General features: G+C 62.8%; 30 protein-coding genes, 1 pseudogene and 1 riboswitch. Of the genes and pseudogenes, 13 read left to right on the forward strand and 18 right to left on the reverse strand.

What is annotated here, in order from left to right; genetic code table 11:
* Positions 1 to 6 precede the first annotated feature (6 nt).
* From gyrB to P8014_RS05455, 7 genes and pseudogenes are all read left to right on the forward strand, one after another.
* Positions 7 to 2,409, forward strand: a complete 2,403-nt coding sequence (gyrB, locus tag P8014_RS05425) for a DNA topoisomerase (ATP-hydrolyzing) subunit B (RefSeq protein ID WP_337816371.1) — start codon at positions 7 to 9, stop codon at positions 2,407 to 2,409.
* Between the two features lie 172 nt (positions 2,410 to 2,581).
* A pseudogene (locus tag P8014_RS05430) lies at positions 2,582 to 2,887 on the forward strand (LemA family protein); the annotation flags it as partial.
* A 22-nt stretch (positions 2,888 to 2,909) separates the two neighbouring features.
* Positions 2,910 to 3,821, forward strand: coding sequence for a GIDE domain-containing protein (locus P8014_RS05435; protein ID WP_337816289.1), 912 nt, complete (start codon positions 2,910 to 2,912; stop codon positions 3,819 to 3,821).
* 37 nt (positions 3,822 to 3,858) lie between these two features.
* Positions 3,859 to 5,901: a M3 family metallopeptidase gene (locus P8014_RS05440; protein ID WP_337816290.1), complete on the forward strand. Its 2,043-nt coding sequence runs from the start codon at positions 3,859 to 3,861 to the stop codon at positions 5,899 to 5,901.
* Positions 5,898 to 6,665, forward strand: a complete 768-nt coding sequence (gene xth / locus P8014_RS05445) for an exodeoxyribonuclease III (RefSeq protein ID WP_337816291.1) — start codon at positions 5,898 to 5,900, stop codon at positions 6,663 to 6,665. The genes P8014_RS05440 and xth overlap by 4 nt, the downstream gene beginning before the upstream one ends.
* Positions 6,662 to 8,131 (forward strand): 4-hydroxy-3-polyprenylbenzoate decarboxylase, encoded by a 1,470-nt coding sequence (ubiD, locus tag P8014_RS05450; RefSeq protein WP_337816292.1) that lies wholly within the window; start codon positions 6,662 to 6,664, stop codon positions 8,129 to 8,131. Before xth ends, ubiD begins: the two co-directional genes overlap by 4 nt.
* Before the next feature lie 65 nt (positions 8,132 to 8,196).
* Positions 8,197 to 8,346: a hypothetical protein gene (locus P8014_RS05455; protein WP_337816373.1), complete on the forward strand. Its 150-nt coding sequence runs from the start codon at positions 8,197 to 8,199 to the stop codon at positions 8,344 to 8,346.
* A 96-nt stretch (positions 8,347 to 8,442) separates the two neighbouring features.
* Positions 8,443 to 8,528: riboswitch (cyclic di-GMP riboswitch) on the forward strand.
* 348 nt (positions 8,529 to 8,876) lie between these two features.
* Here the strand turns inward: P8014_RS05455 and P8014_RS05460 are convergent.
* From P8014_RS05460 to P8014_RS05475, 4 genes are all read right to left on the reverse strand, one after another.
* Positions 8,877 to 9,086, reverse strand: coding sequence for a DMT family transporter (locus P8014_RS05460; RefSeq protein WP_337816293.1), 210 nt, complete (start codon positions 9,084 to 9,086; stop codon positions 8,877 to 8,879).
* 169 nt (positions 9,087 to 9,255) lie between these two features.
* A complete protein-coding gene (locus P8014_RS05465) occupies positions 9,256 to 9,450 on the reverse strand; it encodes a hypothetical protein (RefSeq protein ID WP_337816294.1) in 195 nt (64 codons plus the stop codon).
* A 72-nt stretch (positions 9,451 to 9,522) separates the two neighbouring features.
* Positions 9,523 to 9,759, reverse strand: a complete 237-nt coding sequence (locus P8014_RS05470) for an EamA family transporter (RefSeq protein WP_337816295.1) — start codon at positions 9,757 to 9,759, stop codon at positions 9,523 to 9,525.
* 58 nt (positions 9,760 to 9,817) lie between these two features.
* Positions 9,818 to 10,684 carry an NAD-dependent epimerase/dehydratase family protein gene (locus tag P8014_RS05475; protein ID WP_337816296.1) on the reverse strand — a complete coding sequence of 289 codons (867 nt, stop codon included), beginning with the start codon at positions 10,682 to 10,684 and terminating at the stop codon, positions 9,818 to 9,820.
* A gap of 63 nt (positions 10,685 to 10,747) precedes the next feature.
* On the opposite strand from P8014_RS05475, the gene P8014_RS05480 reads away from it, so the two are divergent.
* Positions 10,748 to 11,776, forward strand: a complete 1,029-nt coding sequence (locus P8014_RS05480) for a CDP-6-deoxy-delta-3,4-glucoseen reductase (RefSeq protein WP_337816297.1) — start codon at positions 10,748 to 10,750, stop codon at positions 11,774 to 11,776.
* A 9-nt stretch (positions 11,777 to 11,785) separates the two neighbouring features.
* Here the strand turns inward: P8014_RS05480 and P8014_RS05485 are convergent, their stop codons facing one another.
* The 4 genes from P8014_RS05485 to hemC are packed head-to-tail and all read right to left on the reverse strand — an operon-like array spanning position 11,786 to position 15,932.
* Entirely contained in the window at positions 11,786 to 13,072 is a 1,287-nt protein-coding gene (locus P8014_RS05485; protein WP_337816298.1) for a heme biosynthesis HemY N-terminal domain-containing protein, read from the reverse strand.
* Positions 13,069 to 14,208, reverse strand: a complete 1,140-nt coding sequence (locus P8014_RS05490; protein WP_337816299.1) for a uroporphyrinogen-III C-methyltransferase — start codon at positions 14,206 to 14,208, stop codon at positions 13,069 to 13,071. The genes P8014_RS05485 and P8014_RS05490 overlap by 4 nt, the downstream gene beginning before the upstream one ends.
* Positions 14,201 to 14,992, reverse strand: a complete 792-nt coding sequence (locus P8014_RS05495; protein WP_337816300.1) for a uroporphyrinogen-III synthase — start codon at positions 14,990 to 14,992, stop codon at positions 14,201 to 14,203. Before P8014_RS05495 ends, P8014_RS05490 begins: the two co-directional genes overlap by 8 nt.
* Positions 14,985 to 15,932, reverse strand: coding sequence for a hydroxymethylbilane synthase (hemC, locus tag P8014_RS05500; RefSeq protein ID WP_337816301.1), 948 nt, complete (start codon positions 15,930 to 15,932; stop codon positions 14,985 to 14,987). Before hemC ends, P8014_RS05495 begins: the two co-directional genes overlap by 8 nt.
* A gap of 79 nt (positions 15,933 to 16,011) precedes the next feature.
* Here hemC and P8014_RS05505 point away from each other — a divergent pair, with 79 nt between their 5' ends.
* Positions 16,012 to 16,497: a thioredoxin fold domain-containing protein gene (locus P8014_RS05505; RefSeq protein ID WP_337816302.1), complete on the forward strand. Its 486-nt coding sequence runs from the start codon at positions 16,012 to 16,014 to the stop codon at positions 16,495 to 16,497.
* A gap of 26 nt (positions 16,498 to 16,523) precedes the next feature.
* Here P8014_RS05505 and trmL read toward each other — a convergent pair whose 3' ends face one another.
* The gene (gene trmL / locus P8014_RS05510) at positions 16,524 to 16,988 is read right to left on the reverse strand and encodes a tRNA (uridine(34)/cytosine(34)/5-carboxymethylaminomethyluridine(34)-2'-O)-methyltransferase TrmL (RefSeq protein ID WP_337816303.1); all 465 of its coding nucleotides are present in this window, start codon (positions 16,986 to 16,988) and stop codon (positions 16,524 to 16,526) included.
* On the opposite strand from trmL, the gene P8014_RS05515 reads away from it, so the two are divergent.
* Entirely contained in the window at positions 16,987 to 17,952 is a 966-nt protein-coding gene (locus P8014_RS05515; RefSeq protein WP_337816304.1) for a dihydroorotate dehydrogenase, read from the forward strand. The two genes, trmL and P8014_RS05515, sit on opposite strands and share 2 nt — an antisense overlap.
* A 117-nt stretch (positions 17,953 to 18,069) precedes the next feature.
* Here P8014_RS05515 and P8014_RS05520 read toward each other — a convergent pair whose 3' ends face one another.
* From P8014_RS05520 to P8014_RS05545, 6 genes are all read right to left on the reverse strand, one after another.
* Positions 18,070 to 18,486, reverse strand: a complete 417-nt coding sequence (locus P8014_RS05520; protein WP_337816305.1) for a tetratricopeptide repeat protein — start codon at positions 18,484 to 18,486, stop codon at positions 18,070 to 18,072.
* Between the two features lie 194 nt (positions 18,487 to 18,680).
* The gene (locus P8014_RS05525) at positions 18,681 to 18,983 is read right to left on the reverse strand and encodes a hypothetical protein (protein ID WP_337816306.1); all 303 of its coding nucleotides are present in this window, start codon (positions 18,981 to 18,983) and stop codon (positions 18,681 to 18,683) included.
* A 1-nt stretch (position 18,984) separates the two neighbouring features.
* A complete protein-coding gene (locus tag P8014_RS05530) occupies positions 18,985 to 19,437 on the reverse strand; it encodes a universal stress protein (RefSeq protein WP_337816307.1) in 453 nt (150 codons plus the stop codon).
* A 61-nt stretch (positions 19,438 to 19,498) separates the two neighbouring features.
* Complete coding sequence (locus P8014_RS05535) at positions 19,499 to 21,010, reverse strand: DHA2 family efflux MFS transporter permease subunit (RefSeq protein WP_337816308.1); 1,512 nt, start codon at positions 21,008 to 21,010, stop codon at positions 19,499 to 19,501.
* Entirely contained in the window at positions 21,007 to 22,029 is a 1,023-nt protein-coding gene (locus tag P8014_RS05540) for an HlyD family secretion protein (RefSeq protein ID WP_337816309.1), read from the reverse strand. The genes P8014_RS05535 and P8014_RS05540 overlap by 4 nt, the downstream gene beginning before the upstream one ends.
* Positions 22,030 to 22,077: 48 nt before the next feature.
* The gene (locus P8014_RS05545; protein WP_337816310.1) at positions 22,078 to 22,512 is read right to left on the reverse strand and encodes a MarR family transcriptional regulator; all 435 of its coding nucleotides are present in this window, start codon (positions 22,510 to 22,512) and stop codon (positions 22,078 to 22,080) included.
* A gap of 137 nt (positions 22,513 to 22,649) precedes the next feature.
* Between P8014_RS05545 and P8014_RS05550 the strand changes: the two genes are divergently transcribed.
* The gene (locus P8014_RS05550; RefSeq protein WP_337816311.1) at positions 22,650 to 22,865 is read left to right on the forward strand and encodes a hypothetical protein; all 216 of its coding nucleotides are present in this window, start codon (positions 22,650 to 22,652) and stop codon (positions 22,863 to 22,865) included.
* A gap of 15 nt (positions 22,866 to 22,880) precedes the next feature.
* Here P8014_RS05550 and P8014_RS05555 read toward each other — a convergent pair whose 3' ends face one another.
* Positions 22,881 to 24,062 carry a hypothetical protein gene (locus P8014_RS05555; protein WP_337816312.1) on the reverse strand — a complete coding sequence of 394 codons (1,182 nt, stop codon included), beginning with the start codon at positions 24,060 to 24,062 and terminating at the stop codon, positions 22,881 to 22,883.
* A gap of 42 nt (positions 24,063 to 24,104) precedes the next feature.
* A complete protein-coding gene (nadA, locus tag P8014_RS05560) occupies positions 24,105 to 25,187 on the reverse strand; it encodes a quinolinate synthase NadA (protein WP_337816313.1) in 1,083 nt (360 codons plus the stop codon).
* A 174-nt stretch (positions 25,188 to 25,361) separates the two neighbouring features.
* On the opposite strand from nadA, the gene P8014_RS05565 reads away from it, so the two are divergent.
* The gene (locus P8014_RS05565) at positions 25,362 to 25,790 is read left to right on the forward strand and encodes a hypothetical protein (protein ID WP_337816314.1); all 429 of its coding nucleotides are present in this window, start codon (positions 25,362 to 25,364) and stop codon (positions 25,788 to 25,790) included.
* The gene (locus P8014_RS05570; RefSeq protein WP_337816315.1) at positions 25,790 to 26,305 is read left to right on the forward strand and encodes a protein disulfide oxidoreductase; all 516 of its coding nucleotides are present in this window, start codon (positions 25,790 to 25,792) and stop codon (positions 26,303 to 26,305) included. Before P8014_RS05565 ends, P8014_RS05570 begins: the two co-directional genes overlap by 1 nt.
* Before the next feature lie 30 nt (positions 26,306 to 26,335).
* Here P8014_RS05570 and P8014_RS05575 read toward each other — a convergent pair whose 3' ends face one another.
* Positions 26,336 to 26,707, reverse strand: a complete 372-nt coding sequence (locus tag P8014_RS05575) for a c-type cytochrome (RefSeq protein ID WP_337816372.1) — start codon at positions 26,705 to 26,707, stop codon at positions 26,336 to 26,338.
* Positions 26,708 to 26,954: the final 247 nt, after the last annotated feature.

The raw sequence follows: 26,954 nt of genomic DNA on the forward strand, positions 1-26,954 counted from the left end.
AATCTCATGTCAGACCTCCCCCAGAATACGTACGACTCATCGAACATCAAGGTACTCCGCGGTCTTGAGGCCGTACGCAAGCGTCCCGGTATGTACATCGGAGATACCGATGACGGAACCGGTTTGCATCACTTGGTGTTCGAAGTCGTCGATAATTCGATCGACGAAGCGCTTGCAGGATACTGCAAGGCCGTCCGGGTTACGATCCAGGCCGACGGGTCCATCAAGGTCCAGGATGATGGGCGAGGAATCCCTGTCGATATTCATCCGGAAGAAGGTCGTTCGGCTGCAGAAGTCATCATGACGGTCCTGCATGCGGGCGGCAAGTTCGACGATAACTCGTATAAGGTCTCCGGCGGGTTGCACGGCGTTGGCGTATCCGTGGTCAATGCATTGTCGGAGTGGCTGGAGCTGACGATCTACCGCGAAGGTCACGTACACAAGCAGACATATCGGATGGGGGAACCCGTCACTCCATTGGAGCGCCTCGATGCGACCGATCGCACCGGAACCACCGTTGTATTCAAGCCGAGCCGTGATATCTTCTCCGATACCGAGTATCACTACGATATTCTGGCGAAGCGACTACGCGAGTTGTCCTTCCTGAATTCAGGTGTTCGAATCGAGCTGTACGATGAACGTAGCGAGAAAACCGACGTCTACGAATACGAGGGCGGCATCAAGGCCTTTGTCGACCACTTGAACGTTAATAAGACGGCCACTCACCCGACCACGGTCTATTTCATGACCGAGCGTGACGAAGTCGGTGTCGAGGTTGCCCTGCAGTGGAATGATACGTATCAGGAGACGATTTTCTGCTACACCAACAACATTCCGCAGCGTGACGGCGGCACTCATCTAGCCGGATTTCGCGCGGCGCTGACGCGCAGTCTTAATCAGTACCTCGATAGCGAAGGAATCCTCAAGAAGCAGAAAGTGGCTCTCAGCGGTGACGATGCCCGCGAGGGTCTGACGGCAGTGATTTCGGTCAAGGTGCCGGATCCTAAATTTTCCTCGCAGACCAAGGAAAAGCTGGTCTCCTCCGAGGTGAAGGGTATCGTCGAGTCGGCAATGTCCGAGTACTTCCAGGCATTTCTGCTGGAAAATCCGAACGAAGCCAAGGCGATTGTCGGCAAAATCGTGGACGCGGCGCGAGCCCGTGAGGCTGCGCGCAAGGCGCGCGAGATGACGCGTCGCAAAGGTGCGCTGGATATCGCCGGTTTGCCGGGTAAGCTGGCGGACTGTCAGGAACGAGATCCTGCCCATTCAGAGCTGTTCCTCGTCGAGGGCGATTCCGCCGGCGGTTCCGCCAAGCAGGGCCGCGACCGCAGGGCTCAGGCGATTCTGCCGCTCAAGGGCAAGATTTTGAACGTCGAAAAGGCGCGCTTCGACAAGATGCTGAGTTCCGCCGAGGTTGGTACTCTGATTACCGCCCTAGGGTGCGGGATCGGCCGCGACGAATACGATCCGGACAAGTTGCGCTACCACCGCATCATCATCATGACCGACGCCGATGTCGACGGGTCTCACATTCGGACGCTTTTGCTGACGTTCTTTTACCGGCAAATGCGGGAATTGGTCGAGCGCGGCCACGTCTATATCGCGCAGCCGCCGCTATACAAGGTCAAACGCGGTAAGCAGGAGCAGTACGTCAAGGATGAGGCCGAGCTGGCCGCCTATCTGCTGCAAAGCGCACTTGATTCGGCCGAACTGCATATCAGCACGGATGCACCGGCGTTGAGCGGCAAGGCATTCGAGGATCTGGCGAAACGCTATCAGTTGGTGCAGGCGACGATCAGACGTCTGGCCCGGCGCTACCCCGAAGAAATTCTTTCCGCCATGCGCTTCCTTCCGGCGCCGGGTGATCTGGGTGACGCAATGATGCTGACGGCCTGGTTCGGAAAATTGGTCGAAATGGCCAACAGGAGTCTTGAAGCGGCTTCCCTGTCCGTCGTGGTCGATGCCGAGTTGGAGCAGGTTCGCATCGTCCGGCGGCAGCACGGCATGGATATGGTTAAGGATCTGCCGTTCAGTTTCTTTTTTTCCGCGGAGTTCGAACTCATCAGTGGGCTTGCGCAAAGCCTTGATGGTTTTCTTGAGGCGGGTGCCTACGTCCAGCGCGGCGAACGGCGCCGGGACGTGTCGAGTTTTGCGGAAGTCATGGACTGGCTGGCCGAGGAGGGTAAACGCGGATTGTCCGTCCAGCGGTACAAGGGTCTCGGTGAAATGAACGCCGAGCAGCTGTGGGAGACGACCATGAATCCGGATACGCGCCGCATGCTGCAGGTGCGTATCGAGGATGCCGTGGCTGCCGATGCGATTTTCACGACACTAATGGGCGATCAGGTGGAACCCAGGCGTGAGTTCATCGAGGAAAATGCACTGCAGGCCGAGAATATCGACATATAGCGGGCTGTTCTCCTGTGTGGATTTAAGCCGCAGGGTGTGGCCGTTCCAAATAGAGTCGGTCCTCAGGTGGAATGGCGCGTCGACTTTCGGGTTTGGTATCCGTTTGTCGGCCTTGCCTACGCGCCATCCCGTGTTGGGTCTCGAGGGATGGTATGACCCGTGCGCCTGCGCGGCTCTGGGACAGGCCGAAGGCGCGCTGCGTCTGGGCTTGGGTAACCTGTTTGCCGTGGCGGAGAACTATCCCGAACTCAAGGCCGATCAGAACTTTCAGCATCTGCAGCAGCGCATCAGCGGCCTGGAAAACGCGATTGCCGACCGCCGCGAGTTCTACAACGAAAGCGTGAACAACAACAACGTGCGGATCGAACAGTTTCCCGATGTTTTTGTGGCGCGGATGTTCAACTTCAAGTCCTTCGAGCTGCTTGAATTCAGTGAAGAGGAAACCCGCGACGTGAACCTCAAGCAACTATTCGGCTGAGCGAATCCCGTTTCCGACGGTCGTGAAGCTGTTCAGCGTCCAATATTGGAATGTCCTGCCGGACAATACGTTCTGGACATGGTGCGCGCTCGCGTTGGCAACTGGCGGAGGTGGTTTGTACTGGTTCCTGCGCAGTGTGTTGCGGGCCCGGGTAATCAGCGATGTGCCGACTTCGCGTATCCGCTCTGCACCGCAGGGGTATATCGAACTGATCGGTACCGGGCGCGCCTTGCAGGGGCCCCCGATCGTCTCCCCTCTCAGCGGGCAGCGCTGTCTGTGGTACAGCTATCAAATAGAAGAGAGGAAATCTTACGGTAACTCCGGCGAACGTGGCTGGAAAATCATCGAACGTGCCACGAGCGATGGGCTCTTTTCCATCGAGGACGGAACCGGAATCTGCATCATCGATCCGGAAGGCGCTCAAGTCATCCCGCACGTCGACAGGCGTTGGTACGGCAATAGCCGTGAGCCTCTGACCGGTTTGCACGTCTTTAGCCGCGGTCGTTACCGCTTCCGTGAACAGCGCCTGGAGCAGGACTGGCCGCTGTACGCCATCGGCGAATTTTGCACGCTGGGCATCCCGATTCCCGACAATGGTGCGGAAAGCGCAGCGTTGCTGCGCGACCTCAAGCGCGATCCCCAACGCATGAAAGCCTTCGATCGTAACGCTGATGGTCAGATCGATGAGCAAGAATGGGAGTTGGCACGCTATTGGGCCAAGCGCGAGGTCCAGCGTCGCGCGATGGAGGAGCCGCCGCCGGAGGCACACAGCCTGCTGTCGAGGGGCAATGGCGCATACGTTTATATTCTCTCGGGCAAGTCCGAGGAGGAACTGGTACGCGGCTACCGTTGGCATGCGCTTGCCGGCCTCGTGGCGTTATTGGCGGGCTTGCCTATGGCCATCTGGATGCTGCTCGCCCGCTTTGCCGCGTGATAATCTAGGCGGTCCAATCCGACTGAGTGTGGATCACATGGCCGCCAATCCCCTGTTCGAATCCTCGTCGCACCCGCTGTTTGCCCAAATCCGTCCGGAGCACGTCGAACCCGCGGTCGACGCGGTGCTGGCCGCCAACCGCAAGGCGATCGCGGGCCTGTTGGACGGCGACGAAGCGCGGACCTGGGATACCTTCGTCGAGCCTCTGGTCGAACTCGACGAACATCTCGACCGTATATGGGCCCCGGTCCGCCATCTGAATGCGGTGGCCAACAGTCCGGCGCTGCGCACGGCTTATAATGCGTGTCTGCCGAAGCTGTCTGCCTACCACACCGAACTTGGACACAACGTTCGGCTATACGAGGCCTGGCGCGAATTGGCGGAGAGCAGCGAATACGGCAACCTGGAAATCGCGCAGCGCAAGGTGGTCGACGACACGCTGCGCGATTTCCGCCTTGGCGGAGTCGCTCTGCCGGCAGAGAAGAAGAAGCGTTTTGCCGCCATCCAGGAGGAGCTGTCAACGCTGCAGTCGCGTTTCGAGGAAAATCTGCTCGACGCCACGCACGCATGGCATCTCGATCTCGATGACGCTGCGTTGCTCGACGGTTTGCCGCCCTCTGGCCTGGCTCTGGCCGAACAGGCGGCGCAGGAAGCGGGGCGGAAGGGTTACCGCGTCACGCTCGACTTCCCGTCCTACTATGGCGTGATGAGCCACTGCCGCGACCGTTCGTTGCGTGAACAGGTGTATACGGCGTATTCGACGCGTGCATCCGAACAGGGGCCGCATGCCGGACGCTGGGACAACGGCAAGGTGATGCACGATATTCTCCGCCTGCGACGAGAGGCCGCCGAACTGCTCGGGTTCGCGAGTTATGCGCAGGAATCCCTAGCCACGAAAATGGCCGAGTCGCCAGAGCAAGTCATTGATTTTCTTTTTGATCTTTCAAAAAAGGCGAGACCAGCCGCCGAATCCGAGCTAGCTGAACTGCGTGAATACGCGGCCGGGGAACTCGGCCTCGAGGAGCTGCAGGCCTGGGACATGGCCTACGCCGGCGAGCGCCTTCGCGAACATCGCTTCGCGCTGCAGCAGGAGCAGCTCAAGCCCTATTTCCCTGCCGACAGCGTACTCGGGGGGCTGTTCGGCCTCACCGAAAAGCTGTTCGACGTACGTATCGTTCCGGGCCCCGCTGTGGAGACCTGGCACAAGGACGTTCGCTTTTACGAAATTCGCGATCCCGACGGCGGGCTGCGGGCGCAGTTCTACCTGGATCTCTATGCGCGCCAGCATAAGCGCGGCGGTGCGTGGATGGACGAGTGCGTGACGCGTCATCGGCATGCCGACACGCTGCGCTATCCAATCGCCTTCATGACCTGCAACTCGACTCCCCCGCTGGGCGACGAACCTGCCTTGTTCACCCACGACGAGGTGATCACGCTGTTCCACGAGTTCGGTCATGGCCTGCACCACATGCTGACGCGTATCGACTATCCGGCGGTCGCGGGTATCAACGGTGTCGAGTGGGATGCGGTGGAACTGCCCAGCCAGTTCATGGAGAACTGGTGCTGGACACGCGAGACGCTGGACATGTTCGCGCGCCACTACAGAACCGGGGAGACGCTGCCGGAGGACATGCTCGACGCATTGCTGGCGAGCCGCGACTTCCAGGCCGGCATGCAGATGCTCAGGCAGATCGAGTTCTCCGTATTCGACATGCGTCTGCACCAGGAATACGATTCGTCGCTGCCGACCGATATCCAGGCCTTGTTGGACGAAGTGCGTGAGGCGGTAGCGGTGGTGCGGCCGCCGGCCTTCAATCGTTTCCAGCACAGCTTCGCGCACATCTTCGGCGGCGGTTATGCGGCCGGCTACTACAGCTACAAGTGGGCCGAGGTCCTCTCCGCCGACGCGTTTGCGCGCTTCGAAGAGGAAGGCCTGTTCAATGTCGAGATCGGGCGCGCCTTCCTGCACAGCATTCTCGAGCGCGGCGGCTCGCAGCCTGCGGCCGAGCTGTTCCGCGAATTTCGCGGTCGCGAGCCCAGTGTCGACGCCCTGCTCAGACATCACGGAATCGCCGCATGAAGATCGCTTCCTGGAACGTCAACTCTCTCAAGGTGCGCCTGCCGCAGGTTCTGGATTGGCTGCGGGCGCAGGAACCCGACGTCCTGGCGCTGCAGGAAACCAAGCTGACGGACGAGAATTTTCCTGCCGCCGAAATCCAGGCGCTGGGTTATCACGTCGCGTTTTCCGGTCAGAAGACCTACAACGGCGTGGCGCTGATCAGCCGCGAACCGCTGGAAGACGTCGTCACCGACGTGCCGGGCCTGGACGATCCGCAGCGGCGCATTCTCGGCGCAACCGTCGGCGGCGTACGTGTTCTGGATCTGTACGTGGTCAACGGCCAGGAGGTGGGCTCGGAAAAGTTCGCCTACAAGCTGGACTGGCTGGAGAAGGTGACCGCCTATGTGCGCGAGGATCTGGTGCGGCATCCGCGGTATGTCGTGTTGGGCGACTTCAACATCGCCCCGGATGACCGCGACGTCCACGATCCGCAGGCTTGGCACGAGCGCATTCTGTGTTCCACGCCCGAGCGCGACGCGTTGAGGAAGCTGTTGGATCTGGGCTTCAAGGACAGCTTCAGGCTTTTCGAGCAGCCGCCGGAGAGTTTCTCGTGGTGGGACTACCGGGCCGCCGGCTTCAGGCGCAATCTGGGCCTGCGTATCGACCTGGTGCTCGCCAGCGACGCGCTGGCCGCCAAGTGCACCGCCTCGACCGTGGATGTCGAGCCGCGCAGGTTGGAACGGCCGTCCGATCATGCCCCCGCAGTGGCGGAATTCGAGGCATGAAGTATCGTGACCTGCGCGACTTCATCCGCCTGCTGGAAGAGCAGGGCGAACTCAAGCGCATAGACGCCGAAGTCGATCCGCATCTGGAAATGACCGAGATCTGTGACCGCACGCTGCGCGCGGGCGGTCCGGCGCTGCTGTTCGAACGCCCGAAGGGGTATGAGGTACCGGTACTGGGCAATCTGTTCGGCACCCCCCGTCGCGTCGCCCTGGGTATGGGGGAAGAATCCGTCGAAGCCTTGCGCGAAGTAGGGCGGCTGCTGGCCTTTCTCAAGGAACCGGATCCGCCGAAAGGCATGAAAGAAGCCTGGAAAAGCCTGCCGATCTTCAAGAAGGTGCTGGACATGGCGCCGAAGACGGTGCGTAGCGCCCCTTGCCAGGAGACCGTGCTGGAAGGCGACGATATCGACCTGGGCCGCTACCCGGTGCAGACCTGCTGGCCCGGTGATGCCGGGCCGCTGATCACCTGGGGCCTGGTGATCACCCGCGGGCCGCACAAGGAACGCCAGAACATGGGCATCTACCGCCAGCAGGTGATCGGCCGCAACAAGGTCATCATGCGCTGGCTCTCGCACCGCGGCGGCGCCCTGGACTACCGTGACTGGCAGGCGGAGCACCCCGGCGAACCGTTTCCGGTGGCCGTCGCCCTCGGCGCCGATCCGGCGACCATTCTCGGTGCGGTGACGCCGGTGCCCGATTCGCTATCCGAACATGCCTTTGCCGGGCTGCTGCGCGGCTCGCGCACGGAACTGATCAAGGCGATCGGCTCCGATCTGCTGGTGCCCGCGTCGGCGGAAATCGTGCTCGAAGGGCATCTGACACCGGGCGAGATGGCCGACGAAGGCCCGTTCGGCGACCACACCGGCTATTACAACGAAGTGGACCGCTTTCCGGTATTTACCGTCGAGCGGATCACCCAGCGCCGCGAGCCGATCTACCACAGTACCTACACCGGGCGTCCGCCGGATGAACCCGCAGTCCTGGGTGTGGCGCTGAACGAGGTGTTCGTGCCGCTGCTGCAGAAGCAGTTCCCGGAGATCGTCGACTTCTATCTGCCTCCGGAGGGCTGCTCGTATAGACTCGCGGTCGTGAGCATGCGCAAGCAGTACGCCGGACATGCCAAGCGCGTGATGATGGGCGTGTGGAGCTTTCTGCGCCAGTTCATGTACACCAAGTTCGTGATCGTGGTCGACGAGGACGTGAACACGCGTTCCTGGGAGGACGTGATCTGGGCGATCACCACGCGCATGGATCCGGTCCGCGATACGGTCATGGTCGAAAATACGCCGATCGACTACCTGGATTTTGCCTCGCCGGTTTCGGGGCTTGGGTCCAAGATGGGATTGGACGCGACCAATAAGTGGCCGGGCGAGACCACGCGTGAATGGGGGCGGCCAATCGTCATGGATCCAGAGGTCAAACAGCGCGTCGACGAGATCTGGCAATCCCTGGGTATCGACCGCTGAGCTGTGGCCCGCATCGCCTCAGACACGTATTAAGAATCCAAACTCCAACAATCAAGACTTCGACTATGTTGAAACAACTCGGATTGACGCTCGCCGGCGTGTGGCTGCTGGCGACCGGACTGATCGATCTGCTGCATGTCCGCTTCGAGTACCGTGATCTGGTGATGGCCGGTCTGGCGGTGATTGCGGGATTGCTGTTGATCGTGCAGCGCTAAGCTACGCGGGGCTAAGTACCGTTCGTCCGGCAATGGATGCGGATCGTCGGTAGTTGTCTCCTCTGCGCGAGTTCTCATCACTTATGCTGCCGATCCACGTGAAAACGGCAAACCCGTCGAAAGGCGGGGACGCAAAGCCAAGGGTCTAAAGTCCTTTGGGACCATGACAGCCGGTTGCCACCAGGTGTTGCGCGGCACGCGATACCGCAGAGGGTATGACGATGATGAGTATTAGAAGCGTAGTCGCCGCACTCGCGGTCATGGCCGCATCTGTTGCCGCTCACGGCGAACCGGCGGGGGACAGTGGTTCTCTCGCAGACAGCCTTACCTGGACGTCGTAGCGCTGTCGATGCAGGCGATACAGGAATCTCCTCGACAATCATCCCGCCATTTGTTCTCGCCCGTCGAGCGAAAGCCGACGGCACGGATGGGCCTGTATCTTGGTCGTGCCTATACGCCACCGCGTTCCGTGGTCGGTTGGGAAAGCCGACAGGACATCGCCTCGCGCGTGTGCTACGGGGTCTATCTGGTCAATCGGTTTTGAGCGTCCTGCGCCCTACGACATCAGGTCGGTTGGTGAGATAGACGCCACCGATAACCAGCATCGCGCCGAGGGCGAGCGGCCAGCCCACCGTTTCATCCAGGAAATGATGTCCCAGTAGAATCGCGCTTACGGGAACGAAATTGATGAACACGCTGGCCCGTATTGCGCCGATGCGCTGAATGCCTTTGTAGTACACACGAATCCGATCACCGTTCCGCCAAGCCCCAGGTAGAGCAGACTGCTCCACTCCAGTAATCCGTAGCCGGTCCAATGTACCTCAGTTCCCTGCGTCCATACCGGTAAGGCCAGCATCAGCATCCCGACGGTAGACGCGTAGGTGACCGACACCAGTGGTGACAGGCCAATCAGCACGCGTTTGCCGACCAGCGAGTAGGCGACCCAGCTAACACGCACATGACGATGTCCAGTCGTCCGGCACCGAGGCCGCCTTCCAGCAGCCCAAGCGGCTGACCGTTGGAAATGACGATCAGCGCGCCGATCAGCGACAAGACGATGCCGAATATCCGTAAAATGCCTCCGCGCTCGCCGAACAGGATCATCGACAGCGAGGCGATTACCGCCGCTGCCTGACCGGCGTCTACGGTCTCCAGCCCACGAAAGAAGAAAACGTTCTAGGCGAATACTCCGGTCAGCCCGAGCAGGATCACGGAAACGCTCTGCCTGGCGTCAAGCCGGGGGATGCGCCGCTCGTTGGACAGGGTCAGAAGCCACAGACAGACCGACGCGATGGCGAAGCGCAGGAACGCAGCACTGTACGGGTCCACGCTGGTGCCGATGAGGCGGCCGGCGATGAACGTGCCGCCCCATAGCGTGGCCATGCCAAGCAGCATGATATAGGTCGGAAACATGGGATCAGCAATGTCCTTGTTGGCCAGGCTGGCCTTCACGGCTTGGGGCAGATACTCTTCAGAAGTCCTGTATCGCGCTCAGCCCAGCGAGGTAATCCGGAAACAACAAGTCGGGCAGCAGGTCTTCGCGCATGTGCGAGACGTCGAGCCGCCGTGATTCGAGCATGAAACGGGCCTGGGCGGGGCTGGCCTGGGCAAGCGCCTCGCGCAGCGGGACTTCCGGCGCTGCGGGTAGACCCGTACGCTCGGCCACTGCGCGCAGGAACGCCGTGCTGCTGCTGGGATGTCCGTCGGCCACATTGTAGAGCGTTCGCGGTGAGGGGTGTTGCAGGGCGGCTATGCAGGCGCGGGCCAGATCATCGACGTGAATGCGATTGCTCCAGGCCGCTTCGGCTTCGCGAACGGCTGCCCGGGCGCTGCGAAGCCGCTCGAGCGGTAGTCTGCGCGGACCATAGATACCGGCGAGCCGTAGAATGACTCGGCTGATACCGTGTTCCGAGCACCATTGTATGAGACTGCGTTCGGCGTGCAGCCGTCTTGCTGCGGTCTCACTCTGCGGCGCTACCGCAGCGGTTTCGCTCACCCATGCTCCCTGCCGATCGCCGTAGACCGCGCTGCTGCCGGCGTAGACGAACCGCAGGGGCGGGTGCCCACGCAGCGCCGACAACAGCCTCGGCAGGCGCGAATCCTGCGCGCCATAATGCGGTGGCGGCACGAGATAGAGCACGCGATACGGCCCGCCGGGTGGTATGAAGTCTGCCCCTGCATCGAGGTCGAGTTCATGCGCCGCGTAGCCGTGTCCGCGCAGCACATCCACCGACTCCGGTCGCCTCGTAGTGATGAGTACGGGATTGTTTGCCCGCTGCAGGAATTCTGCGACACGCCGCCCTAGATAGCCGCAACCGACGATCAGCGTAGTTTCCATGAGGTTTGTCTTGGCAGCCAAATAGGCGAGAATAACCGCTTTTCCCGATACTGAGGCAAGCGCATGAGCTTCACCGTGACAATCCGGCCCAGCGGTCATCAGCTCGAGGTCGAGGACGACGAGAGCGTGCTTGATGCCGCGCTGCGCCAGGGTTTCGCTCTGCCATACGGCTGTCGCAATGGTGGCTGTGGTAGTTGCAAGGGCACGTTGCTGCACGGCGAAGTCGATTATGGGCCCATGCGCCCGCGCGCGCTCAGCGAGACGGACCAGGCCTCCGGCAAGGCGCTGTTCTGCCAGGCCTTTGCGATGTCGGACCTGGAGATCGAGGTGCCGGAAATCGGCGCGGTGAAGGATATCGTGGTCAAGACGCTACCCGCACGCGTGGTAGAGATGACGCGACTGAATCACGACGTCATGGAATTGCGCCTCAAGCTGCCGGCAATCGAGCGTCTGCAGTTCCTGGCCGGCCAGTATGTCGATATATTGCTCAAGGACGGTCGCCGGCGCAGTTTCTCGCTGGCCAATCCGCCGCATCGCGACGAAGCCCTGGAATTGCACGTACGCCACGTGCCGGACGGATTCTTCACCGGCCAGGTGTTCACCACGATGCAGCCCAAGGCGCTGGTGCGCATCGAAGGTCCACTGGGCACGTTTTTCCTGCGTGAGGACTCCGACCGGCCGATTCTGATGATGGCTGGCGGAACCGGCTATGCGCCGCTGCAGGCGATGCTCGAACACGCCTTCGCCGAGGGCGTCGAGCGGCCGATCCATCTGTTCTGGGGTGCGCGGCGCAGCGAGGATCTCTATCGCGACGAAAAGCTGCGCACGTGGGCTGCTGAACACGCCAACCTGCGCTATACGCCGGTGCTTTCGCAAGCCGATGACGATCCGAATTGGGACGGCGAACGGGGCTGGGTTCACGATGCGCTGCTGCGCGCCTATCCGGAGCTGAGCGGTTACGAGGTCTACATGAGTGGACCGCCGCCGATGGTCGAGGCGGCGAAGCCGGTGTTCGCCGAACACGGCCTGCCCGATGAGCAGTTGTTCTGCGATAGCTTCGAGTTTGCCGAGGATTCGGTAGAGTTCGCCTGAGAGCGGACTTCAGACCGTATAGGCGTCCTCGGCCCCGGAAACGTCGGGTCTGCGGTTGGGCGGAGGCAGTGGGGCGTTGCGATTCAAGCGTGGGCCTTCGAGCGCTTCGGTATGGCCTTCGACCGACAGGCGCAGTCCCTTGCGGTAGCACTCGGCCGCAGCATCGCCTTCCTCCAGACGCATCAGAAGTTCTCCCAGTTCGAAATACGCTGCGGCATTGGCCTGTTCCGCCAGGCTGGCCTCGTAGTAGCTGCGCGACTTGCCCCACAGCTGCGCCGCAGCGCTCAGCCGGGCCAGGCTCAGCAGCAGCGTGGCGCTGTGTGGATGCGAATCCAGCCATGTTTCGGCGCGCCGAAGCTGCTGTGCGGGATCGTCACCGCGGACGCGCCCGTAACGCTGCGCCAATTCCTCGTTCCACTGACCGTTCAGGGCGCGCGCCAGCAAGCGCTCGGCCTGCGCCGGTTCGCCCAGTGCCGCCAGATGTTCACAGTACAGCGCCAGCAGTTCGGGACGCTGACGGCTTTTGCGCGGCAGTGCTTCCCAGGCACTCTTGAGCGAGTTCAGCTCGTTGCGTTCACGGGCGTGGTCGAAGAGCCCGTGGATGATGCGCGTTTCGAGTTCCTGATAGCGCTCGGAACTGATCAGCGCGCTGCGGCGCAGTCGAGGAAGCAGGCGTTCGAGTTCGCCCCAATCCTTGAGTTCCAGGTAGAGCTTGCCCAGCAGGCGCATCACATAGGCATGATCGGGAGCGATTTCGCGCAGATGCCTCAACGTGGCCAGCGCCTGTTCGGTCTGCTGGTGGTCAAGCTGCAGTTGCGCCTGCGACAGTTCCACCGCGACCTTTGCCTGCGGGTCGCTCTCGATGGCGCGGCGCAGGTAAACGTCGCGGCGATCGTAGGCCTGCAGGCGCTGCGCGGCATGCGCGGCGGCCAGATAGTTGAGCAGCGGCGTCTCGCTGTGCGCCGCACCCCGGATCAACAGGCGTTCGGCGTGACTCCAACGGCCCTCGGCGAAGTCCAATAGCCCGCGAATGAGGCGGCGCCGGGCGCGCTCGGCGCGCGAACGGTGCAGCCGGACGGCGATATCGGACGGGGCGATCCATACGCGGGTGAGAAAGCGCAGCAGCAGGTAGAGCAATACGAAGGCGATGATCAGAATCACGCCGAACAACACCAGCGAGAGCTCGACCGACCAATGTCCCCAGGCCAGCAGTACGTAGCCGGGCTCGTGCAGCGCCCACTGCACGGCCGCGCCGGTCAGCGCCATGGCCAGTAGTGCAACGAGAAGCAGCTTCATGACGAGGTGCCTTTGGATTGCGTCTCGCCGCCAGCGGCGAGACGGTGCAGCAGGGTCAGGGAAGCGCTGATATCAGGCGGTGTGGGCGCGATGTCACGCGCCTGCAGGGACTGCAACTGTTGTCTGGTCGATGCGGCAGCCTGCGGTGCGTAGTGCGCATCGAGCCAGTCCAGTGCGGCTTTGAGTTCGCTATGGTAGTCCGTATTGTTGCCACGCATCACAGCGACCCGTGCCGCTTCCAGACGCAGGCGCAGCACTTGATTCATGTACAACAGGGATTCGGCGCCGGGTGCACTCTGCACGGGTTGGTCGTAGTGGCGGATCGTGATGTGCTTGGAGATGGAGGCCCACACGCTGTCCAGCAGGCCGCGCCAGCCGCTGCGCGGATTGGCGTGGGCTGTTTCGACCGATTTCCCGCCGAGCGCCGGCTGGGCGGGCGGAAGTCCTTTGAGATGGTCGCCGAGCTGCGCCAGTTCGAGCATGATGCCGACGCGGTCCGGTTTCTTGAAATCGCGCAGGTCGCCGATCTCCTTGGCCAGGGCCTGGCGCACGGGCAGCAGATTGGGATCGGCCAGCGCGGCGAGCTGCTGGTCGGCAGCCTTCAGTGCTGCGATGCTGCCCGGATAGTCGTGCATGAGGTCGAGGCGATAGCGCGCGATGCGCATGAGGTATTCGACCTCTGCGAGACTCCAGCCACGCTGGTTGCGTTGGGCCAGCGTGCGCCCCCGCTCGACCGCGCGGTTGAGCGTGTCCAGGGTCTGCGTCTGCGATTTGACCTGTTGTTCGAGCGCGGCGAGCTGCTTCTGCAGCGCGTCGACCGCGTGCTGTGATGCCTGGGCGCCGATATTGACCTGCAGCGCCTTGAGTTGGGTGTTGAGGTTGTCGATGCTCTGGTTGTTCGTCGCGCTTTGCTGGCGCAGTTGCTGCCAGCCCCAGTAGCCCGCGCCAAGGCCTCCGCCGACCAACAGCACGGCGATCAGACTGATGATCAGCGGAACAATCGAACCGCGGTGCCGGGGTCTCTCGGCAGGCGGGGCGACCGGCGTGCTCTCGGCTTCTTCCCGTGCCGGCGTCTGGTCCGCCGTTTCAGCCGCGGTTTGGGTGGTATTCTGCCGGGTTTCGTCGGTCTCACTCATGCGCACTCTTCCGGTGGTTGGCCCAGTTCTGCAGGGCCTCGAACATCGCTTCGTCGCTCGGATCCTCGGAGATGAAAGGATCGAGCGTATGGCCAAGCTCCCTGGCAGCTTCGGCGATACGTTCGCTGCCGACGATCAGCGGGGTCTTGCGCAGCCACATCTGACCGAGCTTGCCCACCATGTCGAACAGGTTGCGCAGGCCGTCGGTACTGGTGACGAGTACCACGTCTATCTCCCCTCGTGACCAATGGTAGAACAATGTGCCGGTGTCGGTCTTGGGTCGACCGCGCCGGTAGGCATTGCCGTAGGCGACTTCGGCACCGCGCCGGGCAAGCGTATCCCCGAGCATTTCGCGCCCGCCGTCGCCGCGAAAGATGACCACGCGCTTGCCGTGCATGTTGGCCAGCGCCGGTTCGGCCAATAGCGCCTCGCTGTCGAAGCGCCGGCCCGGGCGCAGGTCGACAGCCAGCCCGTAACGCTCCAATTCCTTGGCCGATTTCGCGCCGATCGCAGCTACCTCGAGGCCCGATGGCCAACTGCGTCTGGCCAGAATCAGGTTCATGGCCTTGTTCACCGCATTGGGACTGATGAATACGGCCAGATCGAACTGCTCGAGCCGGTCGATGATCTCCACTAGCGCCTGACTGTCGGTAGGGTCCAGGATTTCCAGCACCGGAAAGCGTATGGCGCGGCCGCCGGCTGCCGTGATGCGTTCGCATAGGGCCTCGGCCTGGTGTTCGGGCCGGGTGATCACGGCACCGAGGCCGGCGAGTGCCTCACTCATGCGCCGTTTCCTCGGGATGGATGCCGATGCTGGCGAGTACCTGCTCCGCGCCCTGCGCCAGCAGGTGCTCGGCGATGGCGGTGCCTAGGGCTTCGGCGGATTCGGGCGGCGCACTGGCCTCGGCGCGATAGACTTCGCTGCCATCCGGCATGCCAACCAGGGCACGCAGGTATACTTCACCCTCGCGCAGCTGTGCATAGCCGGCGATCGGTACCTGGCAGCCGCCGTTGAGCCGGGCGTTGAGCGCGCGTTCGGCGCTTAGGCACAAGCGCGTCTCGGCATGGTCGAGCGGAGCGATGAGTTGCTGCACGCGTGCGTCGTCAAGGCGCGCCTCGATGCCGAGCGCGCCCTGGCCGATGGCGGGCAGGGATTCCTCGGGCGGGAGTGCGAAGCGTATACGCTCGTCTAGGCCGAGGCGTTTGAGGCCGGAGGCGGCGAGCATGATGGCGTCGTATTCGCCGTCGTCGAGCTTGCCCAGGCGGGTGTTGACGTTGCCGCGCAGCGTCTCGACGCGCAGACGCGGGAAGCGTGCGAGCAACTGCATCTGACGGCGCAGGCTGGAGCTGCCGACCTGGGCATGCGGCGGCAACTCGGCAGGGCTGGCGTAATCGTTGGACACGAAGGCATCGCGCGGGTCCTCACGCTCCATGATCACCGCCAGCCCGAGTCCATCGGGAAACGCGACCGGCACGTCCTTCATGGAATGAACGGCGATGTCCGCATCGCCGCGCAGCATGGCTTGTTCGAGCTCCTTGACGAACAGCCCCTTGCCGCCGATCTTGGCCAATGGGCTGTCGAGGATCTGATCGCCGCGGGTGCTCAGGCCGACCAGTTCCACTTCCAGACCGGGGTGAAACTCTTTGAGCCGGCGTGCCACCTCCTCGGCCTGCCAGAGGGCGAGTGGGCTCTTGCGGGTGGCGATGCGAAGGCGTGCGGGCATATTTTATGGTTGTGTTGCGTCTTGTACGGGAAGGCGCAGTATAAAGGATCGGCTTTTCGCCTGCGTCAATGGGGGGAGGATGAGAATACGTTGGATCGCATGGCTGACCGTGGCCATGCTGGCTTTGCTGCCGCTGCAGACGATGGCCGATGCGCTGTTGCCCGAAGCGGGGAACCTGGCCGCCGACGGCAGGACAGCCGCGGCCCATGAGACACCCATCCTGATCGAGATCGCCCGTCGCGGCTGTAGCTACTGCGAGAAGGTGCGTGAGGATTTCCTCAAGCCGATGGTACGCAGCGGCGACTACCGCGGGCGCATCATCTTCCGTCAGCTGCACGTCGATGCCGAGTTGCCGCTGGTCGATTTCGACGGCCGCCGCATCGCGCCGCGTGATTTCGCGCGACGTTACCACGTGAGCTTTACCCCGACCGTGTTGCTGCTGGACGCGAAGGGGCGGCTGCTGGCCAAGCCATTGGTCGGACTGACCACGGAGGATTTCTACGGTGCGTTTCTGGACGAGGCGATCGACAAGGCTGTGGCGCGGATGCGTCGCCGCGGCGTTTAGCGGTGCGTAGAATTGCGGCTTCAGCCTCAGATTCCACCGCCGAAGTCGAGCTGACGCCAGGCCTCGAAAACCGTGACGGCGACCGTATTTGATAGGTTCAGACTGCGGTTGTTGGGCATCATCGGCAGGCGCAGCCACTGTTCGGCGGGGTATTCCTCGAGTACGCTTTGCGGCAGGCCACGGGTTTCCGGGCCGAACAGGAAGGCGTCACCGGCAGCGTAGCGGGGCTGTGTATGGCGAGTCGCTCCACGGGTGCTCAGCGCGAAGATGCGCGGCGGGCGTACCGCGGTGGTGAAGTCGGCGAGGCTTTCGTGCACCTGCAAGTCGGCCCACTCGTGGTAGTCGAGGCCGGCGCGGCGCATGCGGCGGTCGTCGAGTTCGAAACCCAAAGGTTTGATAAGGTGCAGCCGGCAGCCCGTGTTGGCGCACAGACGAATCACATTGCCCGTGTTCGGTGGTATCTCGGGCTGGTAGAGGACGACGTGGAACATGATTGAGAGCGGTGGCGATCGGCGTCTGGCGGTGGACTTCTGCGGTTTGCGGCTGGCGACGCCGCTGGTGTTGCTATCGGGCTGCGTCGGGTTCGGCGAAGAATACACGCGGGTCGAGGGCTATTCCAATCGGGACGCCGGCGCGATCTGCCTGAAGGGCACTACGCTCGAAGCGCGCCTGGGCAATCCGGCGCACCGGGTCTACGAAACACCGGCGGGCATGCTCAACGCCATCGGTCTGCAGAATCCCGGTGCACGCCGGGTGGTCGACGGCATCCTGCCGGAGCTGGATTTTTCCGAGACGCGCTACATTGCCAACGTCTCCGGCTCATCGGTGGAGGAATATGCGGAGGTCACGCGCATTTTCGACGATTCGCCCATCGACGCGATAGAGATCAACATCTCCTGCCCCAACGTCAAGGAAGGCGGCGTCGCTTTCGGCAATGATCCGGACATGTCAGCACGCGTGGTCGCGGCCTGCCGTGAGGTTACCTCCAAACCCCTGATTACCAAGCTCTCGCCCAACCAGACCGACATCGCCGAGAACGCGCGGCGCTGCATCGAGGCGGGCACGGACGCTTTTTCCGTGATCAACACGCTGATGGGCATGGCGATCGACATCGAGAACCGCCGCCCGCACATCGGCAACAACCAGGGCGGACTTTCAGGGCCTGCGATCAAGCCGATCGCCGTGCTCAAGACGCACCAGGTGCACCAGGTGGCCGGCCCGCACGGTATCCCGATCATCGGCCAGGGCGGAGTGGCCTCGGCCGAGGATGCCCTGGAGTTTCTGATCGCCGGCGCTACGGCGGTGGGTGTGGGTACCGCGCTGTTCTACGATCCGCTGATTTTGGGGCGCATCAATGCCGGGCTGATCGCCTATCTCGAGCGCCACGCGCTGGAGCACATCGGGCAGGTCAGCGGCAGCCTGGCTTTGAATGGCGTGGTCAGCGCCCGCGGCTAGGGCCTGTTCATCCTATTGCGCGATGCGCTGCCGGAGCCGCTTTTCGTGGCCCGGCCCTAGGAAATGTCTTTGGACATGATGTGGGACTGCGGCTCATAACCGTTGCCCACCTATACCCTAACTTTTCCCGGATCGGATCTTGCCCGCACGTATGGCCTCGATGAGCTTGCCCACGCGGGTATCGCCGGGATTGCGGCGCTTGTAGATTTCCAGGTGTTCCATGGCCTTTTCCCGGTTGTCCAGACTCAGGTAGGCCATCCCGATGGTGTATGCCGCGTCCGCCATGCCGCCGGCATAGGCCTTTTCGAGATATGGCAGAGCCTGGCGAGGCTTCTGGGCGTTGGCGAGAAAGCTGCCGTACAGGTAATTGGCCCGGGGGTCCGAGGGGGTCGCGGCGAGCAGCTTTTCGAAGATGGCAACGGCTTTTTCGCCCGAGCCGGGAAACTCCAGGTTGTAGCCGATGCTGTTGAGGTAGCCGGCGCGCGCAAGTATCTGCGTGTTCGGTCGAAGGGTGTTCACGAGAATGTCGAGCATTCGCGCGAATCGTTTCACGTCTTCGACGGCGCGCTGCCGGCGCTGCGGCGAATCGAATCGCGGTGGATAGTTCCGAGCGTGAGCCGGCAAGTCCCGCAGTACCTGGTCCAGGTAGCCCAGGTTGAAACGGTAGTGTTTCCCCGAAGCTGTTTCCGGGTCGCCCTCGGCGATCCCCAATCTCGCGATGGAAGGGTTCAGTCTTCGGACAAGCGCGCCAACAGTCGCATTCCCCCGATCATTCCCGCCACCCGCTTGCGTACCTCGTCCCGGGTATCGGCATTCCAGTGCTTGTGCCGGGTAGTCGCGGCCAGCACCGGCAGGGAATCGCGGCTTGCCCGATCCAGCGTGATGACCAGATCGGCCCAGCCGGAGGCGGGTGCTTCGGCGGTGCTTGGTTCCAGCCATTCGGGGCCGAGTTCGAGCGCGCTCACAGCGGCCGTCGCAGCCAGTTCGGGCGGGCCGAGGAAAAGCACGCGGGCGCGGCGCGTGTAGGCCACGTCAGGCGGATTCGGCAGGTTCCGGCGTGCGCATGGCGACCAGGATGCTGCAGTCGAGTTCGTCCAGCAGGTTGGCGCCGACCGAGGATTTCCACCAGCGCGCGAACCCGCGGCGGGCGACATGACCGAGCACGACGAGGTCGGCGGAATATTCGCGCGCGCAGTTCAGGATTTGTTCGATCGGATCGCCGGACACGAGGTGACCCTCGGCGTCCAGCCCTTTCTCGCGGATCCTGCCGAGGCCTTCGTCGAGCACCTTGCGATACTGCTCTATGTCGTTTTCCAGGATGGTTCCGGCGTTGAAGCCTTCACCGACCGAAACCCCGAGGGAAAGCGGCATCACCGACAGCAGGTGCACTTTCGCGCCGCAGCAGCGGGCGAGTTCGGCGCCTTCGCGCAGGGCGATGCGGCATTCGCGGGTACCGTCGTAGGCCAGCAGGATGGTTTGATACATGGATGGATTCCTGATCGTGGAACGCGCTGCCGGATGTTAAACCGCGAGCGAGCGCGTGGCATCATTTCTTGGTTTTTAGGCCGCCACCACGGAGTATGAGTAGCAGCGGAAACATGACGATGAAGCTCCAGGTGATGAACATGAAGCTGTCGTTGAAGGCGACCATGTTGGCTTGCTGCGCGAGTATTTGGCCCAGCACCTGTGGGGTGACTGCATTATGCAGGTGAAGGCCGAGTTGCTGAAGGTAATGATGCAACGCGGAGTTGGTCGCGCTGATGTGGCCACCGAGTTGGTTCCAGGCCATCTGCGTGTGCTGGGTGAGCACCGTGGTGACGATGGAGATGCCGATCGACGAGCCGATGGTACGCATGAGGCTGAACATGCCGGCGGCTTCGGCCGAGTCCCGCGGAGGCAGCGTGGAGAAGGCGATGGTGGACATGGGCACGAAGATCAGGCCGAGGCCGAAGCCCTGCAACAGGATCGGCGCGACGACCCAGAACAGGTCGATCTGCAGGTTGTACCACGTCATCAACCATGAACCGGTGACGGACAGAACGATGCCGGTGCCCATCAGAAGCCTGGCATCGACTTTCCCGATCAGGCGCCCTACCACTATCATGCTGAGCATGCTGGCCAAGCCGCGGGGAGCCATTGCTAGGCCGGCTGTGAGAGCGGGGTAGTTGAGCAGGTCTTCGAGCATCTCGGGCTGCAGCAGTGCGGCGCCGAACAGACCAACGCCCATGACGGCGATCATCAGCGAAGCAGTGGCGAAGTTGCGGTCGCGGAACAGGCCGATTCTGAACAGTGCGGCGTCGCCTTTGCGCACGGCATGATCGAGAAAGGCGAGGAACGAGAGCGCCGACACCACGGTGAGCGCAACGATGGAGTTGGAACTGAACCAACCGACTTCGTTGCCGCGGTCGAGGATGTATTGCAGCGTGCCGATGGCCAACGCGATCAGGGCGAAGCCGGTCCAGTCGAGCTTGCGTTCGCGGCGCTCGGTGTCGGGCACCACGCGCATCGCCAGCGCCATGGCGAGAATGCCGACGGGCACGTTGATGAAGAAGGTCCAGCGCCAGCTGAGCACCTCGGTTAGATAACCGCCCAGGGTCGGGCCGAGGATCGGTCCTACCATGACGCCCATGCCCCAGATCGCCATTGCCCTGCCGCGCTCTTCCAGAGGGTAGGTATTGACCATGATGGATTGCGACAGGGGCACCAGTGCTGCGCCGAATACGCCCTGGGCGAGGCGAAACAGTACGATTTCGGCGATATTGGTGGACAGGCCGCACAGTGCGGAGGCGAGGACGAAGCCGCCGATGCTCAGCATGAGATAGCGGCGCTGGCCCAGCTTGTCGGTGAAGAAACCCGTCAGTGGCATGAAGATGCCCGAGGAGACCAGATAGCTGGTCAGTACCCACGAGATCTGGTCGCGGGTCGCACCGAGTTGGCCCTGCATATGCGGCAGGGCGACGTTGACGATGGTGGTGTCGAGCACCTGCATCACCGTCGCGGACATCACCGCGATGGTGATCAGCAGCCGTTGCCGGGGGGAAAATCCGGTTTCGCTCATGGCGTGCTCTGGTGCGCCTCAACCGCGGCCGGTGCCTTGAGCGTGTCGATGCTCACTTCGGCCGATGTGCCGACGCGCAGAGGGTATTTCGGCGACGGATTCAGAATCTCGACGCGTACCGGCACACGCTGGGTGACCTTGACCCAGTTACCGGTGGCGTTCTCCGGCGGCAGCAGGGAGAAGGCCGTGCCGCTGGCGGGGTTGATGCTGATCACGCGGCCGCGGAAGGCGTGACTGCCGTAGGTGTCGACCGTGACCGAAGCCGTTTCGCCGGGTTTGATGCGTGCCAGATCGGTTTCCTTGAAGTTGGCGTCGACCCACCAGTGCGTGTCGCAGACCAGCACGAAGTTGGGCTGGCCCTGGTCGACGTAGTCGCCTGGACGCAGCTTGAATCCGGATAGCCGGCCGTCGCAGGAGGCGGATACCTGGGCGTGGTTGAGGTCAGTGTCCGCCATGCCCAGTGCGGCCTTGGCCAACTGCACCTGATGATTGGAATCTCCGGTCTGACCGAGCTGCGCGCGGGCTTCGGCAAGACGCGCCTCGCTCACGCCCAGGGCTGCGCGTGCTGCGGCTTCGGCGGCTTGTGCGTCCTGCGCGGTCTGCGCGTCGGTGTAGCCGCGCGAAACCAGCCGCTGCTGGCGTTTGGCCTTGCTGGCGGCATTAGCCAGCTGAACCCGGGCCTGTTCGACCTGAGCCTTGGCCGCAGTGACGGAGGCCTGTAACTGGGCGACCTGTTGCTTCGCCAGGGAGAGCTGGGCCTTGGCTTGGTCGACCTTGAGCCGGTAGGTGGTGGGATCGATCCGATACAGCAGCTGTCCCTTGTTGACATGCTGGTGATCGTGCACTGCCACGTCGACCACGCGGCCCGAGATCTGCGGGGCGATGCGGACGGTGTGGGCGCCGACATAGGCGTCGGAAGTCGAGGGGTAGTACTTCGAGTCGTACCAGTACCACGCGCCGCCGACGACCAGCACGATGGCGATGGCGGCAATGACGGCGTAGCGAATGATGCGTTTCATGCGGTGTCCTTGTTGAACGCGGTGCGGGAGATGCGCCGGGTATCGCGATTACAGTGACTGCGCGCGCAGCAGAATGTGCGTGAGGACGCGCTCGCAGTGGTGAATGTCCTCGTCGCTCAAGCCTTCCAGCAGTTCGCTGCGCAGCTTGGCCGCCGTCTGCTTGATTTCGCGCGAAAGCGTTTTGGCCTGCTCGGTCATATGAATCGTCTTGCAGCGGCGATCGTTTTCACGGCCGCGCCGCTCGACCCAGCCGTCCTCGACCAGGCGGTCGATCTGCGGGCTGAGACTGGCGTGGCTGATGCTCATGCGCGTGGCCAGCTCGGTTTGCGGCAGTCCGTCCGGACTTTTGGACAGATGCAGAATTGCCATCCAGCGGGTTTGGCTGAGGCCGAGCGGACGCAGACGTTCGTCCAGACGAATGCGCCATATACGGGCTATTTCGCCAATTTTGGCGCCGAATTGTTCTTCAGATCTTGATTTCATTGATAAAAAATACTTAGGTTCCTAATTGTTAGGTTCCTAATAGTTAGGAACCTAAGCATATAGGCGCAAAAAAATTTTGCAATGCATCATGTGCTCGCTACTCTGCGTGTTCGCCGCCACGGAAGTCGAGAAGAGTCATGAAGCTGACGGAACGCTACGCGTTGGACGAACTCAAGCAGGTATATCGCGTATTGCACGCGGCACTGCCCGAAAACCTCGAACTGATGGATTCCGCACTGCTGGAAGAACTGCAGCGCGAGCTTCAGGAGCGGGCGGCAGACGAGGGAGTGGACGTATCGTTGCACGCCCAGTGGGTGGCCTGGCTGGGTGGTCCGCTGCTGCGCGGATTGTAAAGCGGTGGCACAGGACTACAGGCGCGAGCTTCGCCGTAGTTCCTGAATGAGATCGCGTTCCAGGGAGTCCAGATCCTCCATGCGAATCTGTGCTGCACTGCTCAGCCAGGCGCTGGCCTGTTCGCGCTTGCGTGCGAAGTACTTGAGGATGAATTCCTCGGATTTGAGCATGTAACGGATCGCGTTCTGCGGATCGACCTGTAGAAAGGGATTGGTGGCGATCTGGCGCGCGCCGTCTTCCTGCGACACGCAGTAGTGGTTCAGTAGCGAATAGAGCAGCGTGCGTGACTTGGTGAGCAGGTCGCGCACGTATTCGCGCGCCTGGCGGTGCAGACTGGCGTCTACCACGGCGTCCAACCAGCGGGTGAGGTCGGTTTCGGAAATGGCGACCTCGGTGGTCTTCATGTCGGTGATCAGACGGGAAATATGGGCCTGCGTGTTTTCCTTCTGCTCCAGGTGCTGGCGGCGGCGCAGAGTGCGGGAAAAAAGCCCCGCGTTGTTTTGCATCTCGCGGTTGAGTTCCTGCAGCTGAAGACGGATGGTTTCGCGTTTCTGGTGCATGGCCTCGACCTGGGTGCGCTTGCGCGACATCTCCTGGCGCACGAGCTGCAGCCGCACCGTGAAGAACTGTCCCAGCAACTGGTCGACTTCGTTGATTGCGCGTCCCAGCTGTGCCTGCGCACGCTCCACGGCGAGTCGCAGATCCGGATCGTTGGGCACTGCGCCGTCCAGGGTGTGCAGCATGCGCAGCGTTCCGGCCTGTTCGGTACGTACGTCGATGAGCAGGTCGTTGAGACGTTTGACGTGTGCACCGTACTGCGTCAGATCGGTGGTGCCCTCGCCGCGTGCAGCGTTCTGGCGCTGCGCAATCAATTCGAGCAGCTTGGTGCGAAAGACGCGCACATTGGCGGTGGCGCCGGCATGATGGGCATGATCGATGGCGGCGATGACCTCGTCCCCGACCGTCCGCTGCAGGCGCATGCGCAGGGAGAGATGGTAGGCGTTGGCCTCCATGATGAGACTTTCGACCGCACCCCTCGAGTAGAACGGCGCTCCGTCGACGATGTCCTCGGGAATGCCCTCGGGGAGCTTGTCCACCGGCAGTTTGCCGAGGTCTTCCGGGGGGAGTTCGCGAATCAGCTTGCGTAGCGCGGCGAGGCTGATGTGCGGCAAATCCTCGATCTTGGGTCCGCTCACGGACGGTCCCCTGGCAATGGCCGCGGTATTTCGCGATGCGGCTCAGGCATTGCCTTCGCCGAGCACGTTGCGCTTGAGTGTGGCGGCGAAATCGAGCATGCGCTGGGTGGAACGCAACGCCTTGACGCGCACGGCTTCGTCGACCTGGATTTCGTTCTCGCCGGTCTCCAGTACCCGTAGTAGATTGTGCAGCCCGTTCATGGCCATCCAGGGGCAGTGCGCGCAGCTGCGGCAGGTCGCCCCGCGGCCGCCGGTGGGTGCCTCGATCAGCGTTTTGCCGGTGGCGGCCTCGTGCATCTTGTGGAAGATGCCGTTGTCGGTCGCGACGATGAAAGCCGGGTTCGGCAGTTCGCGAACCGCATCGACCAGCTGCGTCGTCGAACCCACGCGGTCGGCCAGGGCGATGACGTCGGCCGGAGACTCCGGGTGAACCAGAACGGCGGCTTCGGGATGCGCGGTCTTGAGTTCGGTCAGGGCTCGTGCCTTGAATTCATCGTGCACCACGCAGGAGGCGTTCCACAGCAGCATGTCGGCGCCGGTCTGGCGCTGGATGTAGTCGCCCAGGTGGCGGTCGGGCGCCCACAGAATCTTGTGTCCCTCACGCTGCAGGTATTCGACCAGGCGCACGGCGATGCTGGAGGTGACGACGTAGTCGGCGCGCGCTTTCACCTCGGCGCTGGTGTTGGAGTACACCACCACCGTGCGGTCCGGATGCGCGTCGCAGAACGGAATGAACTCCGCGGGAGGGCACTCGAGGTCGAGCGAGCACTCTGCCTCCAGGGTGGGCATCAGCACGCGTTTCTCGGGGTTGAGGATCTTGGCGGTTTCCCCCATGAAGCGCACGCCGGCCACCACCAGCGTCTGCGCCGGATGTTCGTTGCCGAAACGCGCCATGTCCAGCGAGTCCGAGACGTAGCCGCCGGTTTCCTCGGCGAGGCTCTGCAGGTCTTCGTCGACGTAGTAATGCGCGACCAGCACGGCATCGCGGGCCTTGAGCAGGGCCTTGATGCGGTCCATCGCCTCGTCACGCTCCCGTGGCGTGTAGTGTGGACGGGTGGCATCGATGCTGCGCGTGGACGGGACATCAATGAGTGGGATCGGCGGTGCAGTGTCTGTGGAACTCATTGCGGGGCTTGTCTCTGCGGGAGATCGTACGTCTATACGGTGTTTATATCACAGGGCTTGAAGGCGCGCCGATTAATGGGTGGGAACCGTGGTTTGCGATCGGCGGCGGCAGCCGTGAATAATGCGCATCCGGCGAGTGTACCGCCGCCGGCCGGAAGCACCGATGGGAGTCGTATGGATTATCAGACCGCGTACAAGGCACTGAGCACGGAAGAGCGCAAGAGTCTGGCATTGGAGGAAGACCTCGATCCGGGCTTTCGCTCGCTGCTGGTGCGGGATCAGTGGAGTCTGGTGAAGATCTACTTCGGCCGCCGGGTGGACCTGCGCGCGGAGGAGATTGCCGTGCTCATCGATGATCCGGATCAGACAGTGCGCATTACCTGCGCGCGGCGTGAGGATCTGACCCCCGAACAGGTCGAGCGCTGCGTCAACGACCGCGATCCGAATCTGCGCTATTTCATCGCGCGCAGCGTATTGCTGGACGAGGCGCAGCGCGCGAGGCTGCTGGACGATATCGATCCGCTGGTACGCAAGGCTGCGGCCAAGGGGCCGAAACGGCGCGAACGCAGACGTCGCCCGGGCCAGGCCGAACTGATCCGCTGATGAAGTGGCTGCGCTGGCGCCCGACACGGCGCGGACTGCTGCGTTTCGGGCGCGACGCCTTGATCGTGGGGCTGGTGTATGCGGCGGTGTTCGCCTGGAAGGGGCGCGACATGGCGCACGGGCCGGCGCCGGCGCTGCGGGCGAGCGATCTCGCCGGGCAGACCGTGGATCTGGCCGCCTTGCGCGGGCGGCCGGTGCTGGTGCAGTTCTGGGGCACGTGGTGCCCGATCTGCCGCATGGAACTCGGCAGTCTGCAGGCCTTGTCGCGGAACTGGCAGGTGGTGACCGTGGCGATGCAATCGGGCAAGGAAGGTGAAATCCGTGCCTTTATGCGCAAACACGATCTGAGCTACACGGTCATATCGGATCCGGACGGCGTCATCGCGCGGCGCTGGGGCGTGAGCGCGGTGCCGGCGGGTTTTGTCGTCGGTCCTGCCGGCAATATTCGTTTCCGTGTCGTCGGGCTGAGCTCGCTGTGGGGCTTGCGCGCGAGGCTGTGGTGGGCCGGCCTCTAGCGGGGCGATCAAACGACTGCGGGCGTCGGCCTATTCACAGTCCTTGGGCGCCTCGATGCCGGCTTGATCGAGCATGTAGGCGACGGCGCGTTTGAGTTCGGCATCGCTGAGCGACGGGTTGCCGCCGCGCGGCGGCATGCTCTTGAAGCCTTCCACGGTGTGGTGCAGCAGGACGTCGAAGCCCTGGTCCACACGCGGCTGCCATTGCGCGCGGCTGTCGATTCTCGGGGCACCCAGCACCCCCGAGCCGTGGCAGCTGATGCACACGGTATCGACGATCTGTTTGCCGCTGTGGCTTGCGGTGGCGACGACGGTTTCCCCTCTGCCCCTGCGTGGGGGTGGCCTTGGCGCTTGAAGCAGTGGTGACGGATGGCGGGGGCGCGCCTTGCGAAGCGATGAAATTGACGAGGCGGCTGATCAGAAATACCGGCACGAGCAACAGCAGCAGGCTGCTGACCACCATCAGCACGATGGCAGCCGGATCCCGGCCGGGAACGTGGTTCGACATGTTACCCCCAATTTTGTGAACCCTATCCGAACATACCCCGCGAGCCGCGTTGCTGTCTGCTTGGGGCCCACCGTAGGTGTGGGTGCAGTCCCGCCAACGGCATGGACGCGCAGGCCCTGAAGCGTTATGCTTCGCGACCTG

The organism is Acidihalobacter sp., from assembly GCF_037381185.1.
Taxonomy (GTDB): Bacteria; Pseudomonadota; Gammaproteobacteria; order DSM-5130; family Acidihalobacteraceae; genus Acidihalobacter_A.